Below are 19,983 nucleotides of genomic sequence, written 5' to 3'. Positions count from 1 at the left end.
ATATACAATCTGTTGAGGATAATGGCGTAAGGACCTCGGCAGAGGTCCCTCTTAAATAGGCACAGGTCGGAGGGGAGTTAGCCCCGAACGACCTGTGTGCAAGAGCATATTCACCACCTGCTTGACCCCGGCTGAGGGGTCAGACCTAGAGATAGGGTTGTCCGACCCCTCGGCCGGGGTCGCAAGGGTGTGTGGTACCTCTTTATACACAGGTCTTCGGCACTGCGTGCCTTGACCTGTGCCTATTTAGCACGGACCTCTGCCGAGGTCCTTACTTATAGACACCCTGTTAAAAAGTATACGGTAAGAACTTTCTAATGCGTAACCCCTGTAAGTTGATGCAAAGTGCTAGCCGATTGGTATAGCAATTTGAGACGTTTACTCCGCAGTCATTAATCCAATCCTCCCACTTGTGGAAAGTTGAACAAACTAATCTAGCGTGACCAATTCTTAGACCACAAAAATAGGTTAGGAGAGAGTGCAAAAAATGCTTTTATAATGAACTGATAACCAGTGTCCTACAAAAGCTAAATCTTAGTTGCAACTAAGCGATCGGTTAGTTGCAACTCGGCAATTGCTTAGTTGCAACAAAGCAAACGGTTAGTTGCAACTAAACTTTTGCTCTACTAACCCATAGGTTTAGATGAGGCAAAATAGGGGGCAATAATCTGTCCTCCTTTATTCTCGTAAAAAAATACACAAAAAGAAAGTTTTTCTTATATTTGCGGCTCAATATCATAAATTAGAACGTACATAATATGACTTTAAATTTAAACAAACTATTATTCTCATTATCATTTACTTTGACCATAATAAGTTGCACTAAAGAACGACCTTTAGAAAGCACGGACAAAGTTTTATCCAACCAAATAAATAAATCAGAGATACTTAATTTCTCATCCCGAGAGGCATTAGACAATGCCATTTCCAACCATTCTACAGTAGACTCATACGGAGATTCTCTCCATTATAAAATCTCTGAATCCCAATAAATGGAATATATAAAGAATCAGCACTAAGATTAAAAAAATCCAGATGCCGAACTAATTTCAGGGTCATTTTATGCATGTGGATATTTAGACAGTTGGGTAGGTTATAGATTAATTTGGTAATTGATTACAACAATACACATTTTCATATGAGACAAAGTTCAAGAATACTAGCCTGTATTTTATTATTCACGGGGCTATCAGCCACCATATCAGCACAAGACGTAAACGAATCTAACACACTCTCTAGAAAATGGAGTGCGGAACTAGGCTATCAAAGTGGGATTGTTTTTGAACACCCCATTGGCAAGCACTTCTCAATGCGATATAATCTTGGAATTCTTATCTTCCAACGCTTACAACCATATCAAACATATCAAAAGAAGGTAAATATAGATGTAGAGTATGCGGGAATGATGCCATTCCTTAGTATAGGAACAAGATGGTACCCAAAACCATTGAATAACAACAGTGGCTTTCATTTAGGATTAAACTTCCAATATAACCACCATAAGTGGAAGTTTGCAATTGACCCAAATAAAGATGTTTACGATCTAGAGAACGAAGGAATATTCGTTTTCGATATCGGCTACTCATATAACCTCGTTAAGAACCTTAATATCAAAGCCGCACTTCTTCCATCAATAGGAGCAGCTTTTGCGAACCAGGGGAAAACTGTTTATGGCACTATAGACATGAGATATGACCTAGGACTATCATACAGTTTTTAACAACACAATATTATCATCCCAACAAAGATTAGGCGGATAATCAACAGACGCATTGGGTAATAGATATTGCGAGAGAATATTTGCAATATATCAACCTAGATTCCGCAGGTTGAGTGAGTGGTAAAATTGAGTAGGTCGGGAAACGAAAGTAGGTCAGAAAACTTTCGTTTCCCGACCTACTCAATTTTATATACTGTATCTATGCAACAAAGAACAAGACACAATAGTAGGTCAGCAGGCTCCAAAAGGGGTAATCTAGCCAGAATTCCTAGAGCAAAGCAGATCGCCATTGGGCGACGTCCTTTCAAATAGTATGATGTCTTTAGTACAACTACTAGGGCTTATTATGCCATCCCTCAATCACGTCTGGAGTTTCGATGCGTCAAGACTCCAGTTTCATTGCGTCGAAACTAATGACTTGAGCTATGACCCCTCTCCGATTGCTATACTATACAGCTCTTTTCTTCCACCAGCCCCGATGAAAACAGGTTATAGAAGCTTTGCACGAAAGACAGGGGCAACATTATAGATTCCGTTGTGCAACCGTCTCAAAATAGGGGGCAATAATCTGTCCTCCTTTATTCTCGCCACAATTTCAAACATATTGCCCCTCCACCTCAAATATATTCAGTATATTTGTGTCACTGAATTAGAGACAAATTTATTATCAAACTTACAATAACCTACTATGGTGGAAACATCTAAGAAATTTGTGCTGGACAGCACTCTACCAGTTTATCCCGAATTTATCAAGGGAGTAAGAAGAGCACCCGACCGTGGGTACAGACTAACTAAAGAGCAGACCAAGGTGGCACTGCGTAACGCACTGAGATATGTGCCTAAGGAGCTACATAAGGAGCTAGCACCTGAATTCCTAGAGGAGCTAAAGACCCGTGGTAAGATCTACGCTTACCGCTATCGTCCTGAGGGCAATATGAAGGCGAAGTCCATTGACGAGTACAAGGGCAAGTGCCTTGAGGGGAAGGCTTTCCAGGTGATGATCGACAATAACCTTTGCTTCGATATCGCCCTCTACCCCTATGAGCTAGTGACCTATGGCGAGACTGGTCAGGTCTTCCAAAACTGGCTACAATATCGTCTCACCAAGAAGTATCTCGAGGAGCTTACAGAGGAGCAGACGCTGGTGGTGGCAAGTGGTCACCCACTAGGTCTATTCAAGAGTAATCCAAGTGCCCCACGTGTGATCATCACCAACTCTATGATGATCGGGGAGTACGATAATATTGAGGATTGGGAGGTAGCTGCTCAGATGGGTGTTGCCAACTATGGTCAGATGACCGCAGGAGGTTGGATGTACATTGGGCCACAAGGCATCGTACACGGCACCTACAATACGATTCTGAATGCAGGACGCTTGAAGCTAGGCTTGGGACAGGACGACAACCTCGCTGGCAAGCTATTTGTCTCCTCCGGACTAGGAGGTATGAGTGGAGCTCAGCCTAAGGCAGCCGATATCGCTGGTGCCACATCAATTGTGGCCGAGGTGGATGAGAGCCGTATCCATATCCGCTATGAGCAGGGATGGGTGAATCACATTGCTCACTCTCTGGAGGAGGCCTTTGAGATGGCACGCAAGGGTATTGAGAGCAAAAAACCTACCTCTATCGCCTACCTGGGCAACGTGGTAGACCTTCTGGAGTATGCTTATGCACATGATATTCATATTGACCTACTCTCCGACCAGACCAGTTGCCACGCCGCTTACGAGGGTGGTTATTGCCCTGCAAGTCTTACCTACGAGCAGCGTACCGAGATGCTCTTTAAGGATCGTGAAGGCTTTAAGAAGGAGGTAGATAAGGGGCTACGTCGCCACTTTGAGATCATCAAGAAGTTGGTGGCTAAGGGCACCTATTTCTTTGACTATGGTAATGCCTTTATGAAGGCTTGCTTTGATGCTGGCGTGAAGGAGATTTCTCGCAATGGCTATGACGATAAGGATGGCTTTATCTGGCCTAGCTATGTAGAGGATATTATGGGTCCTGAGCTATTCGACTACGGCTATGGTCCATTCAGGTGGGTATGCCTCAGCGGAAAGCATGAGGATCTACTGAAGACCGATAAGGCGGCAATGGATTGCATCGATCCTGACCGTCGTGCACAGGATAGAGACAACTGGATTTGGATCCGCGATGCCGAGAAGAATCAATTGGTGGTAGGGACACAAGCTCGTATCCTTTACCAAGATGCCCTTGGCCGTATGAATATTGCCCTGAAGTTCAATGAGATGGTACGCAATGGTGAGGTAGGTCCTATCATGCTAGGTCGTGACCACCACGATGTGAGCGGTACCGACTCTCCTTTCCGTGAGACTTCTAATATCCGCGATGGTAGCAACGTGATGGCCGATATGGCGGTACACTGCTTCGCTGGTAACTGTGCGAGAGGATTTAGCCTAGTAGCACTGCACAATGGTGGTGGTGTGGGCATCGGTAAGTCCATCAATGGTGGATTCGGTATGGTCTGCGACGGCTCTAAGCGGGCCGATGAGATCATTCGCTCCGCTATGCTTTGGGACGTAATGGGCGGTGTAGCTCGTAGGTCATGGGCACGCAATGAAAATGCAATGAGCACCGTGAAGAGCTTCAATGAGACACACGCCGATGGATATCACATCACGGAGCCATTCTTAGTAGACGACGAAATTATTAACAACTTAATCAAATAAATGCAATGAAAAAGATCATGGAATGCGTTCCTAACTTTAGCGAGGGACGCAACAAAGAGGTAATGGAAGCCATCTTGGCTCCACTTCGCAACAAGGAGAATGTAGTACTACTAGACTACAGCAATGACGAGGACCATAACCGTATGGTAGTCACCCTAGTGGGTGAACCACAACCTCTTAAGGAGGCGGTACTCGAGGCGGTACGTGTAGCAGTTTCTAAGATAGATTTGACCAAGCATCAAGGCCAGCACCCACGTATGGGAGCGGTAGATGTGATTCCTTTTATTCCTATCAAGGATGTCACTAAGGAGGAGGCTATTGAGCTTTCGAATGAGGTGGGTCGCATCATCGGTGAGGAGATCGGTGTGCCCGTATTCCTTTATGAGGACTCTGCCACTTCGCCAGACCGCAAGAACCTTGCTAAGATCCGCAAGGGTGAGTTTGAGGGAATGGCCGAGAAGATCAAGCTACCTGAGTGGAAGCCCGACTATGGCAAGGCTGAGCGCCACGCAACTGCAGGTACTGTAGCAGTGGGTGCACGTATGCCTCTTGTAGCCTACAATGTCAATCTTGACCACCCAGATGTAGAGGTGGCTACTGCCATCGCTAAGCGTGTTCGCTTTATCGGCGGTGGTCTTCGCTTCGTGAAGGGTATGGGAGTAGACCTCACTGAGCGCCATCAGTCTCAAGTATCTATGAACCTCACTGACTATACCAAGACCGCTATCTATCGTGCTCACGAGATGGTACGCATGGAGGCTCAGAGGTACGGTGCTAAGATTGTAGGGGCAGAGATCATCGGACTCGTTCCTAAGGAGGCTCTAGAGCAGTCACTGGCTTACTACCTGAAGAAGGAGGAGATCGCCGAGGGTGAGTACACGCTTGAGCAGCTAGCAGAGGAGATGACTAAGTATCTACAGCTAGAGGGATTCTCAGTAGAGCAGATCCTCGAGTACAAGCTCAAGAAAGCCAATGCATAATAAGGAGAAAGGTAGTCTCTACCTATATAATATAGGGCAATTGGTTACCATGGCTGGAGGCCCCCGCAAAGGGGCTTCCGCTATGGGTGACCTTGCCATGATCGAGGGGCCAGCAGTGCTGGTGATTGAGGATGGAATTGTCACCTACGCTGGCAAGCAAAGCGACGCCCCTTGCCCTAAGGAGCAGGGGATGGAGTTTGTGGATGCCCAAGGGCAATGTGTCCTCCCTGGGTTTATTGACTCCCACACGCACCTAATCTTTGGCGGCTATCGGGAAGATGAATTCCAATGGCGACTAGCTGGCGAGAGCTACATGAGCATCATGGAGCGCGGCGGTGGCATCGCCTCAACGACCAAGGCAACTCGTGCGGCTAGCTTTGAGGAGCTTTCGGAACATGCCAAGAAGCACCTCGACGCTATGCTACGTATGGGCGTGACCACAGCCGAGGCGAAGAGTGGCTATGGTATGGACCGAGACACGGAGATCCGTCAGCTAGAGGTGATTCGCCACCTTGACGAGACTCATCCCATCTCGCTCTACCCCACCTATATGGGGGCTCACGATACACCAATAGAGTACAAGGGACGTCCGCACGACTACATTGACTTTATCATCCGTGAGATGCTGCCTTTAGTGAAGGAGAAGAACCTTGCTGAGTGTGTTGATATCTTTACGGAGAAAAATGTCTTTGAGCACGAGGATACACGCCGTCTGCTCAATGCCGCCAAGGAATTGGGCTTCAAGGTGAAGATGCACGCCGATGAGATTGTGCCGATTGGTGGAGCTGAGCTCGCTGCTGAGCTAGGTTGCCTTTCTGCCGACCACCTGCTCAAGATTTCGGACGAAGGTATCAAGGCACTGGCTGCGAGCGAAACGGTAGCCACCTGCTTGCCTCTCACCGCTTTCTCTCTGATGGACGACTATGCACCAGCTCGCAAGATGATCGATGTGGGGTGCTGCGTGGCAGTTGCTTCGGATCTTAATCCTGGCAGTTGCTTCTCGGCTTCTATTCCTCTCTTGATTGCTCTTTCAACGATCTACATGAAGATGACGGTGGAGGAGACGATTGCTGCGCTTACCATTAACGCAGCTAAGGCAATCAATCAGCACGACAAGGTGGGTAGCCTAGAGGTAGGCAAAGCTGGCGATGCGGTAATCCTCAAGTACCCATCATACAAGTTCCTAAGCTACCACTTTGGAATGAACCTAGTAGACACCACGATTAAGAGTGGAAAGCTATACAAATACTAAAACTAATCACGATATGGAGAAGAAACTATTACAAAATCATACACTTGCAGAGTTTTGCAACGTTACAGCTGGAAGTGATCCAGTACCAGGTGGAGGTAGCGTATCGGCACTAGCTGGTACTATCGCCGCTTCACTCACCGAAATGGTGGCGAACCTCACCATCGGTCGCAAGAAATACGTCGAGGTAGAGGAGGAGATGAAGGCAGTGGTAGAGAAGGCTAGAGAGGTGCATAAGGAACTTATCGAGGCGATTGATAGGGATAGCGACGCTTATGACCTAGTCTCTCAAGCTTTCAAGATGCCTAAGGAGACGGACGAGGAGAAGGCAGCACGAAGTGCCAAGATTCAAGAGGCTACTAAGGTAGCGGCGTTGGTGCCTATGGAGGTAGCCAAGACTACTTATGAGCTGATTCCTCTCATCGAGAAGGTGGTGATGAAGGGCAATCAAAACGCCATCACCGATGGCTGTATTGCAATGATGAATTGCCGTCTTGGCGTGCTAGGAGCACTGCTGAACGTACGTATCAATCTTGGTGGTCTTAAGGACGAAGCCTTTGTAAAGGAGCTTGCCGATGATTGTGAGCGTCTAGAGAAAGATATCACGGATATTGAGCATCGTATCCTCCAACATACTTATCAAGCCATTAAGTAAGCATTATGAGAGTTGTCACACATCAACCATATACACTTGATGAGCCCATCTCCTACGTTGTAGGTAGTGGCAAGCTCACCATTGACGAGCTAGAAAAGATCATCTTTAGCAAAAAGGTCACCTATACCCTAGCACCCGAAGCGATTGCACGCATACAGAAGTGCCGTGACTACCTAGATAATAAGGTAGCGAAGTCGGAGAAGCCTCTCTATGGTATCACCACTGGGTTTGGATCGCTCTGCAATATCAGCGTCTCGCAAGAGGAGCTGACCACACTGCAAGAGAACCTTGTAAAGAGCCACTCTTGTAGCTATGGCGACGAAGTACCTGAGCCTGTAGTCAAGCTGATGCTACTCCTCAAGGCACACGCTCTTTCACTCGGGCATAGTGGTGTACAGGTAGCCACCGTACAGCGACTTGTGGATATGCTCAATGAAGAGATCTATCCTATTGTCTACGATAAGGGCTCGCTAGGAGCTTCTGGTGACCTAGCACCTTTGGCCAAGCTATTCCTGCCACTGATTGGCGAGGGAGAGGTGTACTACAAAGGTAAGAAGATGACCTCTAAGGAAGCCTTTAAGAAAGCTAAGCTAGAGACCATTACCCTACAGAGTAAAGAGGGCTTGGCTCTGCTCAACGGCACTCAGTTTATGAGCTCTCACGGAGTGTACGCTCTGATATTGGCTCGTCGTGCTGAGCGGATGGCACTAAAGGTAGCAGCCCTTTCCCTTGAGGCATTTGACGGACTAGAGGCGCCCTTTACCCCACAGATCCAAAAGGTTCGCCCACATGCTGGTCAGGCGGTAGTAGCCAAGACCGTCAGAGACCTCCTCAAGGGTAGCAAGCTACAGAAGGTAAGCAAGCCACAGGTACAAGACCCTTACTCTTTCCGTTGTATCCCTCAGGTACACGGTGCTAGCTATGATGCTTGGCAGTATGCTTGTAAGGTGATAGAGACTGAGATCAATTCAGTGACCGACAATCCTACGATCTTCCCCGACGACGACCTTATCGTCTCTGGTGGCAACTTCCACGGACAGCCTATCGCACTGGTATTCGACTACTTGGCTCTCTCTATTGCTGAAGTGGGCAATATCTCAGAGCGTCGTACCGCTCAGCTGATCCTCGGGCTACGTCAGTTGCCAGAGTTCCTTGTGGCTAAGCCAGGACTCAACTCCGGCTTTATGATTCCACAATATGCTGCAGCAGCGATGGTGAGCCAGAATAAGATGTACTGCTTCAATGCCTCTTCTGATAGCATCGTAAGTAGCAACGGGCAGGAGGACCACGTATCTATGGGTGCCAATGCAGCCATCAAGCTACTTCCTCTTCTCGATAATCTTTATGCGATTCTTGGCGTAGAGCTGATGAACGGAGCACAAGCCTTAGCACTTCGTAAGGGCGAGGAGAAGACCTCCAAGCCACTGCAGGAGCTGTACAAGGAGTTCCGTAAGGTGGTGCCAATGGTTCAAGATGATGTAGTAATGTACAAGCAGATGCAGGATGCTGCTGACTTTGTATATGGCTATCATCTATAGTATTTTATGAGGTAAACAATATGGGCTAGCGAAGTTATCCGACTTCACTAGCCCATTTATTTTATAGAGATATGAACGAGAGAATAAAGGTAGTTGTGGGCGACCTCACCACGCTTCAGGTAGATGCCATCGTCAATGCCGCCAATGAAAGCCTACTCGGTGGCGGAGGGGTAGATGGAGCCATCCACAGAGCGGCTGGCAAAGGGTTACTAGAGGAGTGTCGCACGCTTGGCGGTTGCCCTACTGGTGCCAGCAAGATCACCGATGCCTACCTCCTTCCTTGCAAGAAGGTGATCCATACAGTCGGTCCCATCTGGAGAGGCGGAATGCAGAATGAAGACCAGCTCCTCGCCTCCTGCTATCGTACCGCACTAGAGCTAGCAGAGAAACACCAACTCAAAACCATCGCCTTTCCTTGCATCAGCACCGGCGTCTATAGATTTCCTAGGGAGCGAGCCGCTAAGATTGCCCTCGAAGTGATCAAAGAATACCTCGCCACCAACCAGTACTCCGGCACAGTAACCCTCTGCTGCTTTCTAGAGGAAGATGCTCAGATCTACCAAAAGCTATTAGCCGATTAAGCTAGAGAGTCTCGCAAAAACTTCAATGAGTGCTCCCTATAGTCACCTAGCCTTTGCTGGTCTACGGACGGGGTAGCCAACTGATAACTATTGAGCTCTTCTTCCTCCACAAAGGCATCGGCAGAGACAAACTGCTTGAGTGTGGCAAAGCGAGCAAGGCCACGCTCCCTATTCTCCACCACCACAAACGGCTTACCAAAGATGGTCGAGAAGACCGCTCCATGAAAGGAGTCGGTCACCACGAACTCCGCATTGAGGATATTTTCCAACCAAGTCTCCACCGGCTTCAGTTGGTAGTCCGACACCTCCTTCCACCTGTCATAGACCGTCATCTTAGGCATCATCTCAAAAGCAGTAGTGCCTACCTCGCGAGCCACCTCCTCGGCAAACCTCCGCTTCTCAGGAGTGGCATCAAGGAGATAAGCAAAGACCTTTCCGTGAGTTTCCTCCCTTAGTTTCAACCTCTCCACATACTCCTCCCGAGAAAGCAACAGAGTAGGGTCTAGCACCAGCGTTGCCTCATGCTCTAGATGCTCTTGGCAGAAATGAACCCCACACTCCTCACGCACCGAGACTGCATCAAAGTATCGAAGTAGCTCTCGTGCCATTTGGGTCTCCTTCTCAGTAAACTCCCACTCATCCGTCCCAAAAGACGACGCATAGGCCACCCTCTTGATAGACGATTCTCTCGGCAAAAACTCCAAGAAGTAATCAGGCAAATAAGGGGAATACTTTGGGCGCCACGTCTGGTCACTCCCCACAATAATGGCACCCAGTTCTCTTGACACTACCTCCTCCCTCAATGCCAGCTGAGAAAGAATAAGTGGAGTAGTCTCAATATAGTTCTCAACAAAGGCATCTGTATAGCGAGTCATTGTCGCCTCTCTACGTTTTGTGACAGGCTTACTAGGTGACTGAGGATCACGAAGAACATAGCGTAGGTAAAAGTAAGAAAGATACTTTCGCAAAGTACTACGATCATCCACCCAATCAATTCGTCGTAGCGTCACTGGCCTATGCCCCTCCTGCCTTAGCACCTCCTGGAGAGCATAATTCTGTACAATACCTCCATAATTCAAGCCCAACGGCTGAGTAAGAATTCCTACTTTCATCATCCTTGTTTTCTAACGACCCTAACTAATTCCCCTATGAGCAGCACTGGCGAGGTGAGCACAAAGGTGAGGAACCAATCCTTCCACGTGAGAGGAGTGACACTAAACATCTCGCCCCCAAAGTTGACTATAAACAGCTGCCCCACCAATATCACAAGAGTAATCAATACAAAACCCCTTGCCCCCTTAAAGTGAAATGCCGAGCGACCACTCTTAAAGGCACGGGCATTGAACATATTCCAAAACTGTAGCCACACAAATAGCGTAAAGAAAAGACTCTGCTCATACCTCGTAATAGTCGGCAAACCATCCACCAACGAAAGCGAGAAAAGGTCCGTCATACTCCTAATATCATACGTATGAAAGAGATAATAGAGTGCCAGAAGTATCACGAAAAAGAGCCCACCGACAATTAATATTCCACGCCCCATCGCCTTGTCAATAATAAAAGAGCTACGATCCCTCGGCTTCTCATGCATCACCCGAGCAGAGGGTGGCAACGACGCAAGAGCCATCGCCGCAAAGGTATCCATAATCAGATTGACCCACAGCATCTGCGTCACCGTCAAGGGCGTCTCGGTACCTAGAAAAGCTCCAGCCAACACAATCAAACAGGCCGCCACATTGACCGTCATTTGGAAAAGGATAAAGCGCTGAATATTCTGATAGAGCGAGCGTCCCCACATCACCGCCCTGCCGATACTAGCAAAGGAGTTGTCCACAATGGTAATATCACTCGCCTCCTTAGCGATAGAGGTCCCATCACCCATAGAGAGCCCCACGTGTGCCGACTTAAGTGCGGGGGCATCATTCGTACCATCACCTGTCACCGCCACCACCTGATTGCGTCTCTGCAACGCCTCCACCAATCGCTGCTTATCCAGAGGTCTCGCCCGAGAGATCACCTTAATCTTCCCGATACGCTCCTCCAGCTCCTCATCACTCATCTCAGCCACCTCAGGACCCGTCACAACCTGCTGCTCCCCATCTCCATTTTGCCAAAGACCTATCTGTCGTGCCACCTCCCGAGCAGTTGCCACCGTGTCCCCCGTCACTATCTTCACATCAATTCCTGCCGCCAGACACTCCCTAATGGCCGGTGGCACATCCACCCGCACGGGGTCCGAAATAGCCACAATTCCTAGGAAGGTTAGCTCCTTAGCCACCAACTTTCCTTCAGATATCCCCTCCTCAATACGCTCTAGCTTCTGATAAGCAAAACCCAGTGTACGCATCGCTTGCGACTGGTACTTCACCAACTCCGCCTCAATTGATTGGCGGTCAATAGCCCCCTCCACCTGGCTAGAGAGTCCCAAGACCATCTCTGGTGCCCCTTTCACATAGAGCATAAAAGAACCCTCAGGTGACTGCACAATCGTAGCCATATACTTCCTCTCCGTAGAAAAGGGGATTTGTGCCACCACTTTAGCCTCCAAGGCTACCTCGTCGATAGCCACTCCTTCGCGGTCTAGCCATAAGAGCAAAGCCCCCTCCGTAGGATTGCCAAATACCCTAGTGCTACCATCCGAAGCCTTGTCCAGCGTAGCTGTACTATTGAGTACCAACCCCTCCTGTACCAATCGACTCCCAGCTCCTTCCGCACCATAAAACTGTGCTTCCGCCACCGTCATCAGGTTCTCTGTAAGTGTCCCAGTCTTATCGGTACAGATCACAGTCGTCGCCCCCATCGTCTCACAGGCGTGCATCTTACGCACCAGGTTATTGGTCTGCAGCATCTTCTGCATACTATATGCTAGGCTCAGCGTCACCGCCATCGGCAATCCCTCAGGTACCGAAACCACCACCACCGTCACAGCAATCATAATGGTCTGCAAAAGGTAAGTGATAAATTCCGACCACTCAAAAGGCTCCATACCACTACCCCAAAGGTAGACCGACATCCGCCCCACCAACACCAAGAGAGCAATGCCATAGCCCAGCTTACTAATCATACTTCCAAGCCGATCCAGCTGCTCATTGAGCGGAGTCCGCACAGAGTCATCTATCTGGGCAGCATGAAATACTTTGCCATTTTCAGTCGCATCACCCACAGCAAAGACCCTACAGACACCATGCCCCTCTACCACACGCGTACCACGCAATAGGTGATTCGTTGGAAAAGTCGCTTCACTATCCGAGGCCATAGGATCGGCCGACTTAGAGGCAATTGGTTCCCCCGTCAGCATCGATTCATCCACCAACAGACTCACCGACTCCAGTAGCTCCCCATCGGCCGGCACCTCGTCGCCACTCTCCACCACCACAATATCCCCCACTACCACATTCTGTTTGGGCACCTCCATAGTATGCCCATTGCGTATCACCCGCACCGGCTCATCGTCATTGACCTTATTAAGGATTGTAAACTCCTTATCGGCCTTTTGCTCAAAGTAAAAGGCCAAACCAGTCGCCAGCAATACCGCAAATAAAATGCCCATCGGCTCCAATAAGGCCTCACTACCACGCCCGTGATAGTAGACCTCATACACCGACACCCCAATTGAGAGCAGTGCGGCCATCAATAAAATAATGATGGTAGGGTCTTGAAACTTCTCTAGGAACTTCCTCCATACCGATACCCGAGCTACCGGAGTCAGCAGATTGGCACCATGCTTTGCCCTACTCTCTGCCACCTCACTATCGCTCAATCCCTCCCAGTGCTTTATATCCATCACTTGCTAATCTATAATCCTAAACGACAAAGGTACACAATTATTAGAGACTATTGCGTGGTATAAATCTGTATCATCAGGGTTACGCATTAGAGTTGCAACTAAACTTTTCGCCCGACCACCACGTCCGACTTGTCTGACTCGTCCGACTTGTCTGACCCGTCTGACCTGTCCGATTAGGCACCCCCGCCTTGCGACCCTCGCCGAGGGGTCCGACAAATCCTTACGACAGTCCCCATCCTTTACGCAAAACACTCAAAATAGGTTAAAAATAAGATCCAACTAGCAGTTTCATAGAGCTCGGTGACTATAATACCATAACCCCACTACAAACCAACGAGTTATAGAAAATCAAGAAATCCATTGCAACTAAGCCATCACCGAGTTGCAACTAAGCGATCGATGAGTTGCAACTAAGCAAATGCCGAGATGCAACTAAGCAAACGGCGAGTTGCATCTCATTTAGCCCTCAGATAGAGCCCTGAATACCAACGCATTACAGACTGTCCTTTTTCCCTCTTAATACAGCCAATATTTCACATTATTTCACAAATATTGACCTTCCCCATCCGACTTACCTGAGCCTTCCGACTAGTCCGATGAGGCACCCCTAATAATCGGAACCATTCCCCAAAACACAATGAATTGGCACCTCCATTAAGCAAATATAATCATTAGTCTTTCATCATTATAAAATATTTTGCCAATTCAAAATAGATTGGTATGTTTGTAGGCAGTTGATTATCACTTAGAAGAAAGATTCCCCACGGATAGTTACAGTAGAAGCAAGGGGAAAAGCGACGCTCAATACCGCATAATGAGAAAACCACACTCTAGAGCTACATTGAGCAATACGGTAGAGGAATAGTAAAGGATTAAGAATAATACAATAGTTCCATTTTTTTGAAAAAGCAAGGTATGAATTTAAGTCAAGCAAAATGGCTCAGAAGTCTACTCTGTACACTCTTTCTGAGTCTTCTGGCACCTATGGCTCTTGCGCAGACCATTACCGTGAAGGGAGTGGTCACAGATGCGACACACAATGAGCCCGTCATAGGGGCAACTGTAATGCTGGTAGAGGATGCCTCCAAAGGTATGCTCACCAACCTAGATGGCCAATTTACACTCACGGCTGTCCCCGCTAACGGACACATCAGGGTCTCCTACATCGGATATAAGACCATAGAGGTGCCCATCAATGGACAGAGCTCCATCCAAATCGTGATCGAAGAGGATACAGAGCTTCTCGACGAAGTAGTCGTAACGGCACTCGGTATCAAGCGCTCCGAGAAAGCCCTCTCCTACAACGTCCAAAAGCTCGATAATGAGCAGCTCACCACCGTCAAAGACGCCAACTTCATCAACTCCCTCAGCGGAAAAGTAGCCGGCGTCAATATACAGAAGAGTGCTTCTGGGGTAGGTGGTGGTGTACGTGTTGTGATGCGTGGTAATAAGTCTATCGCTGGAGATAATAATGTACTCTACGTGATCGATGGTATTCCAGTAGGCAACAAGGCAGATCGTGGCGGTGATGGATCAGGATTTGCTAGTACTGCATCTAGTGAAGGCATTGGTAGCCTCAATCCCGAAGACATTGAGTCCATCTCGGTACTAACTGGTCCTTCAGCAGCAGCACTCTATGGAGCAGCAGCGGCAAATGGCGTTATTTTGATCAACACCAAGAAAGGGGAAGAAGGGTCACTAAAGGTCAACTTCTCAACCTCCTTCGAAGGCTCACAAGCCTATATTCTTCCACGCTTCCAGAATAGATATGGAAACAACGAAGGATCCTATCTTTCATGGGGTGCAAAGCTAGACACACCAAGCAACTATGAGCCTAGAGGCTTTTTTGAGACAGGGCTTATGTTTAATAACGCATTAAGTCTTTCTGTAGGTTCCAAGGTCAATCAAACTTATGTATCGGTAGCTGCTATCAACTCTAAAGGCATCATCCCCAATAATAAGTATCACCGATACAATGCGATGGTGCGTAATACGTCCAGCCTATTTGAAGACAAACTTCACCTAGACTTCTCTGCCAGCTATAGCCGCGAGTATTATAATAATATGATCGCTTATGGTACCTACTTCAATCCTATTGTGGGTGCTTACCTATATCCTAGAGGTGAGGACTTCAACCGCGAAAAGGAATTTGAGCGTTTTAACCCTGAGACAGGTATCTACGAGCAGTCATGGTCAGTAGGTGACTTCGGTATGAACACCCAAAACCCATACTGGGAGGCATATAGGACACTCCGTCCTGTAGCTAGCGACAGATACACATTCTACGGTCAGGTGGGGTACGACTTTACGGATTGGCTTAATCTATCAGGTCGTGTACGTCTAGATAACACCTACACTGAGAGCGAAGATAAAAGGTATGCAAGCACTATTAGTACCCACGCTAAGCCAAATGGTAGATATAGCTACAAGCAATCTACCTTCAGGCAAAAGTATATGGACTTGATGCTTAATATCAATAAGAGCTTCCTAGATGACTTCAACATTATGGTGAATGCAGGATCATCTTTTGAGGAGTACGACACCAAGTCAAGAGGCTACGGTGGCGACCTACTCTCCTTCCCTAATAAGTTCACCTATACAAATGTCAATCCTACCACTGCTGTACCATCGGAGGATGGTGGTAATGATAGGACTAGAAACGTAGCCGTATTCGGCTCGGCCGAATTAGGTTGGAAGTCTATTGCTTACCTTACACTTACCGGTCGTGGGGATCAAAACTCAAGACTTATTGGCACCAATGACTCATGGATATTCTATCCATCAGTGGGTCTTTCATTGGTGTTCACAGAGCTATTCTCTGAGAATACAAAAGCTAAGATGAATCCTATCTTGAGCTTTGGTAAGATTCGTGGATCATACACTGAGGTAGGTTCACCTATTCCATTTGCTGGACTTACCCCAGGCTCTGTTACCCGCGACATCAAGGGAGGTGCAGCAGCACCATACGAGTATTATCCACTGCCCGACCTTCGTGCTGAGCGCACACGCTCATACGAGCTCGGTCTGGATACTCGCTGGGCAGGTGGTCTGATTAACTTAGGCGTTACTCTTTACCACTCCAATACCTACAATCAGCTCTTGAAGAAGAAGTTGCCTGGAGGTGCTGGCTACAACTATATGTTTGTGCAGGCAGGTAATGTACAGAATAGAGGTATTGAGCTAACGCTTTCTCTACAAAAGGAGTTTAAGAATGGCTTCGGCTTCAACTCTGTAATTACTGCTACACACAATAAGAATAGAATCGTTGAGCTCGCCAACGTAGTTAAGAATCCTATCACAGGATCTCCACTAGACTTCTCATTTATTGACCAAGGACGCTTTAGACTAGTCAAAGATGGCGAAATCGGTATGATGTATGCCACCAAGCAACTCAAGCGAGATAAGGATGGCTATATGAACTACACCAAGGGGCAAGCTCCTGTCGCAGAAGATGTGGAGCCTTACCAACTAGGTAGCGTCAACCCTGATTGGAATTTGGGGTATGCCCAAGGGTTCAACTACAAGGGGATCGGTCTTAACTTCCTATTCAATGCACGCATTGGAGGCGTAGTGATTTCAAAGACACAAGCTATGCTAGATAAGTATGGTGTATCCGAGGAGTCTGCTCTCGCACGAGACAATGGAGGCATCAAGATGGCCGACTTTACGATGGATCCCAAGGACTACTATACAGCAGTGTCTGAGCTAGACTCATACTATGTCTACTCAGCGACAAATGTAAGGCTCCAAGAGCTTAGGCTTTCGTATAGCCTCCCAAGCAAGTGGTTGGGCAATACGCTACGTAGCGCATCATTTGCAGTCTATGGGACCAACCTGCTGATGATATACAACAAGGCTCCATTTGATCCAGAACTTACTGCTGGCACTGGTACATTTGGTCAAGGCTATGACAACTTCCTTATGCCAAGTCAAAGAGGATTTGGGTTAAGCATCAACCTCGGTTTTTGATAAAAGAGAATAGCAGAAATCAGATATGAATAAAAGATACAATGCAATAGCAATTCTGGTGACTTCCTTACTACTTATAGGAGGTGTTTCCAGCTGTATGCCTTCAGATTTGAACACCAATATCTATGGCGTTACAGAAGAGGAGAATAATGCAGGTGGTCGCTCAGTGGGTAGCCCTGTGATGACCATTATGCAGAAGATAATACCTATCGGCACTCCAGATCAAACTACTGGACCAGGTAATGACCTGCAAGCTACAGACTTGATCTCATCAGGCAACTACATAGGGTATTTTGGGAATAACAACAACTGGAACTTCTCTATAGAGTCCAATTGGGCTTACCCAGACAACCGAATGGAGTATATCCTTTCCTGCCTGTACACCAAAGCATATCAAGCATGGAATGATGTGTATCAGACCATTGGAAAGAGTGAAAAGCCAACTGATCAGCAGATGTTTGCCGTGGCTCAAGTACTCAAAGTAATTGCCTGGACTCGTGCAACGGATGCCTTCGGACCTATCGTTTATACTCAAGCAGGAGACGCTGATATTGAGCCAAAGCCAGATAGCCAGGAAGTAGTATATAAGAGTATGTTGGGCGACCTTGAAAATGCCGCAAAAATTCTAAATGCAACACCCAACAAGGTAATGGAGAAGTTTGACCTCGTATACAATGGCGATGCTACAAAGTGGACGAAGCTGGCTAACTCACTCATGCTAAGATTGGCTGTTCGCACTCATTTCGTAGCTCCAGAGCTTGCTAGAGAATACATAGCGAAAGCCCTTGACCCTGCAAATGGTGGCGTTATTGAGGCTGTTGCTGATGAGGCTGTTCTAAAGTCATCAAGTAAGATTACCCTACTTAATCCTATGCTCGCCTCCATAGATTATGGTGAGACTAGAATGGGTGGTACTATTTGGTCTTACCTCGATGGCTACAACGACCCTCGTATCGGCAAATATTTCAAGAAGGGTACATTTAGGGGAATGGAAGGTTACTACTCAATACTCAACACCAATGATATGCCAAAGAGAGATAGTGAATCTGGTGACACTAGTCCTTTCTTTGCTTCTCAACCCAATGTGGAGGCCAGCACTGGCATTTACTGGCTAAGAGCCTCCGAGGTAGCTTTCTTGAAGGCTGAAGCAGCACTCTATGGTTTTTACGAGGGCTCTCCTAAAGAGTATTACGAGAAAGGGGTGAAGCTCTCTTTTGAGGAGAATGGCTTGTCTGGAGCTGATGAGTATCTCACTCGCACAGTAAAGCCAACAGACATCTCTGCTATGACCAATAATTGGTATGTGAACTATATCTATAATAGTAGAATATCAAATAATAATGTATGCCCATCTTGGGACTACATGTCTACAGAAAAGGACGAGCAAGAGGAGCAACTTCAAAAGATCATTACTCAAAAGTATCTAGCCATGTACCCAAATGCCATTGAGGCATGGACCGAGTATAGGCGCACTGGGTATCCTTATATCCATAGACCAGTAGATAGAAGTGCTCCAGCACGCATTGAAGGTCCAGGGCTTCTTGCTCCTGAGCGATTTAAGTTTGCTTCAACCGAGTATTCAACGAATAAGAATATGGCGATTGTACCTGAGCTACTAGGTGGCCCAGATATTGGCTCTACGAGATTGTGGTGGGTACGTAAGGACAGACCTACACAGAATTAACCGAATAAAGCAGATAAAATGATGAATAGAAAGAATCAAATATTCCTAGTCACTTTGCTAGGTCTCATTCTCTCCTTTGTAGGCTGTCAAAACGGATTGACTCCCGAGAGAATTCCTTTCGAAAACCAAGAAGGGCTTAAGCGTCACCTACCAAAGATAGAAGTGACCAGTGAGGATCAATTGACTCCGACAGAGAAAGCATACTATGCAGCCATCCGTGAGTACAAGAAAACCCCTCACGTCAAGGGCTTTGGATGGTTTGGCAACTGGACAGGTAAAGGAGACAACCCACAGAACTACCTAAAGTTTATCCCTGATAGTGTAGACTTCGTATCTCTATGGGGATGTAGGGGTAATCTAACACCTGAGCAGCAGACCGACCTTAAGTTTTTCCAAAACGTGATGGGCTCTAAGGCACTGCTATGCTGGATCGTACAGAACCTTGGAGACCAGATGACCCCTCCAGGATTAGACCCATACGATTACTGGGTAGACCAAAAAGGTGGTGGAGACTTTAAGAAGGGTGTAGAGGCCTATGCCCTTGCGATCTGCGATACTATTATTAAGTATGATCTCGATGGTTTTGACATCGATTACGAGCCAGGTTATGGACACTCTGGATCACTCGCTAATTGGCTAGAGATTGGACCTGATGAGGGTCAGAACAATAATATGTATGTCTTCATCAAGACTATGTACGATAAGCTCAACCCCCTTGGCAAGATGATTGTGATGGATGGTCAGCCAGATAAGCTGAGCACTGAGACCTCAAAGATGATCGACCATTATATCTACCAGGCATATTGGGAAAGACATACCAGCTATGTTCAGCGTAAGATAAGCAAGCCTCATCTAACTGATTGGGAACGCAAAACAATCATTACAGTAGAGTTTGAGCAAACTTGGCGAAATGGAGGTGTCACTGGTTACATATCAAGTGCTCACCCTGAGTTCAACGGCAAGCCAGGAGCTCAGATCTTTGACTATGCAACACTAGACCTTCCTAGTGGCCTACGCATCGGCGGTATTGGTACCTATCACATGGAGTATGATTATCCAAATGATCCTCCATATAAGTGGTTGCGTACAGCCCTCTACATGGGTAATGTGAAATACCCAGGAAACTATCAGTAA

Annotated in this window: 12 protein-coding genes; 10 read left to right on the top strand and 2 right to left on the bottom strand. The window is 47.3% G+C overall.

Features of this window, described 5'->3' with window-relative positions; genetic code table 11:
- The first annotated feature begins 1,138 nt into the window (after nucleotides 1–1,138).
- From A3GK_RS0101040 to A3GK_RS0101010, 7 genes are all read left to right on the top strand, one after another.
- Entirely contained in the window at nucleotides 1,139–1,720 is a 582-nt protein-coding gene (locus tag A3GK_RS0101040) for a hypothetical protein (RefSeq protein WP_018027674.1), read from the top strand.
- Nucleotides 1,721–2,408: 688 nt separating this feature from the next.
- Nucleotides 2,409–4,406 carry a urocanate hydratase gene (locus tag A3GK_RS0101035; RefSeq protein WP_018027673.1) on the top strand — a complete coding sequence of 666 codons (1,998 nt, stop codon included), beginning with the start codon at nucleotides 2,409–2,411 and terminating at the stop codon, nucleotides 4,404–4,406.
- Nucleotides 4,407–4,411: 5 nt separating this feature from the next.
- Entirely contained in the window at nucleotides 4,412–5,386 is a 975-nt protein-coding gene (gene ftcD / locus A3GK_RS0101030; protein ID WP_018027672.1) for a glutamate formimidoyltransferase, read from the top strand.
- A complete protein-coding gene (gene hutI / locus A3GK_RS0101025; RefSeq protein WP_018027671.1) occupies nucleotides 5,379–6,638 on the top strand; it encodes an imidazolonepropionase in 1,260 nt (419 codons plus the stop codon). Before ftcD ends, hutI begins: the two co-directional genes overlap by 8 nt.
- Nucleotides 6,639–6,651: 13 nt before the next feature.
- On the top strand, nucleotides 6,652–7,290 hold the full coding sequence (locus A3GK_RS0101020) for a cyclodeaminase/cyclohydrolase family protein (RefSeq protein WP_018027670.1): 639 nt from the start codon (nucleotides 6,652–6,654) through the stop codon (nucleotides 7,288–7,290).
- A gap of 5 nt (nucleotides 7,291–7,295) precedes the next feature.
- A complete protein-coding gene (hutH, locus tag A3GK_RS0101015; protein WP_018027669.1) occupies nucleotides 7,296–8,828 on the top strand; it encodes a histidine ammonia-lyase in 1,533 nt (510 codons plus the stop codon).
- 71 nt (nucleotides 8,829–8,899) lie between these two features.
- Entirely contained in the window at nucleotides 8,900–9,409 is a 510-nt protein-coding gene (locus A3GK_RS0101010) for an O-acetyl-ADP-ribose deacetylase (RefSeq protein ID WP_018027668.1), read from the top strand.
- On the opposite strand, the gene A3GK_RS0101005 is transcribed toward A3GK_RS0101010, so the two are convergent.
- Complete coding sequence (locus tag A3GK_RS0101005; protein WP_018027667.1) at nucleotides 9,406–10,524, bottom strand: polysaccharide pyruvyl transferase family protein; 1,119 nt, start codon at nucleotides 10,522–10,524, stop codon at nucleotides 9,406–9,408. The two genes, A3GK_RS0101010 and A3GK_RS0101005, sit on opposite strands and share 4 nt — an antisense overlap.
- Nucleotides 10,521–13,193, bottom strand: a complete 2,673-nt coding sequence (locus A3GK_RS0101000; protein WP_018027666.1) for a calcium-translocating P-type ATPase, PMCA-type — start codon at nucleotides 13,191–13,193, stop codon at nucleotides 10,521–10,523. The genes A3GK_RS0101005 and A3GK_RS0101000 overlap by 4 nt, the downstream gene beginning before the upstream one ends.
- Nucleotides 13,194–14,111: 918 nt before the next feature.
- Between A3GK_RS0101000 and A3GK_RS0100995 the strand changes: the two genes are divergently transcribed.
- From A3GK_RS0100995 to A3GK_RS0100985, 3 genes are read left to right on the top strand one after another with little or no spacing between them, the layout of a single operon-like run.
- A complete protein-coding gene (locus tag A3GK_RS0100995) occupies nucleotides 14,112–17,165 on the top strand; it encodes a SusC/RagA family TonB-linked outer membrane protein (RefSeq protein ID WP_018027665.1) in 3,054 nt (1,017 codons plus the stop codon).
- Between the two features lie 25 nt (nucleotides 17,166–17,190).
- Nucleotides 17,191–18,849 (top strand): SusD/RagB family nutrient-binding outer membrane lipoprotein, encoded by a 1,659-nt coding sequence (locus tag A3GK_RS0100990; RefSeq protein WP_021903399.1) that lies wholly within the window; start codon nucleotides 17,191–17,193, stop codon nucleotides 18,847–18,849.
- 18 nt (nucleotides 18,850–18,867) lie between these two features.
- Nucleotides 18,868–19,983: a glycoside hydrolase family 18 gene (locus tag A3GK_RS0100985; protein WP_018027663.1), complete on the top strand. Its 1,116-nt coding sequence runs from the start codon at nucleotides 18,868–18,870 to the stop codon at nucleotides 19,981–19,983.

The organism is Porphyromonas somerae DSM 23386 (assembly GCF_000372405.1).
Classification (GTDB): domain Bacteria; phylum Bacteroidota; class Bacteroidia; order Bacteroidales; family Porphyromonadaceae; genus Porphyromonas_A; species Porphyromonas_A somerae.
The sequence above is the reverse complement of the archived record's forward strand: the minus strand, read 5'-3'. Positions and strand labels throughout refer to the sequence as shown.

Coding starts and splice junctions, on each gene's coding strand:
- hutH (WP_018027669.1), top strand. CDS start 7,296: ATGAGAGTTGTCACACATCAACCATATACACTTGATGAGCCCATCTCC.
- A3GK_RS0100985 (WP_018027663.1), top strand. CDS start 18,868: ATGATGAATAGAAAGAATCAAATATTCCTAGTCACTTTGCTAGGTCTC.
- A3GK_RS0101000 (WP_018027666.1), bottom strand. CDS start 13,193: ATGGATATAAAGCACTGGGAGGGATTGAGCGATAGTGAGGTGGCAGAG.
- hutI (WP_018027671.1), top strand. CDS start 5,379: ATGCATAATAAGGAGAAAGGTAGTCTCTACCTATATAATATAGGGCAA.
- A3GK_RS0101010 (WP_018027668.1), top strand. CDS start 8,900: ATGAACGAGAGAATAAAGGTAGTTGTGGGCGACCTCACCACGCTTCAG.
- A3GK_RS0100990 (WP_021903399.1), top strand. CDS start 17,191: ATGAATAAAAGATACAATGCAATAGCAATTCTGGTGACTTCCTTACTA.
- A3GK_RS0100995 (WP_018027665.1), top strand. CDS start 14,112: ATGAATTTAAGTCAAGCAAAATGGCTCAGAAGTCTACTCTGTACACTC.
- A3GK_RS0101040 (WP_018027674.1), top strand. CDS start 1,139: ATGAGACAAAGTTCAAGAATACTAGCCTGTATTTTATTATTCACGGGG.
- A3GK_RS0101005 (WP_018027667.1), bottom strand. CDS start 10,524: ATGATGAAAGTAGGAATTCTTACTCAGCCGTTGGGCTTGAATTATGGA.
- A3GK_RS0101035 (WP_018027673.1), top strand. CDS start 2,409: ATGGTGGAAACATCTAAGAAATTTGTGCTGGACAGCACTCTACCAGTT.
- ftcD (WP_018027672.1), top strand. CDS start 4,412: ATGAAAAAGATCATGGAATGCGTTCCTAACTTTAGCGAGGGACGCAAC.
- A3GK_RS0101020 (WP_018027670.1), top strand. CDS start 6,652: ATGGAGAAGAAACTATTACAAAATCATACACTTGCAGAGTTTTGCAAC.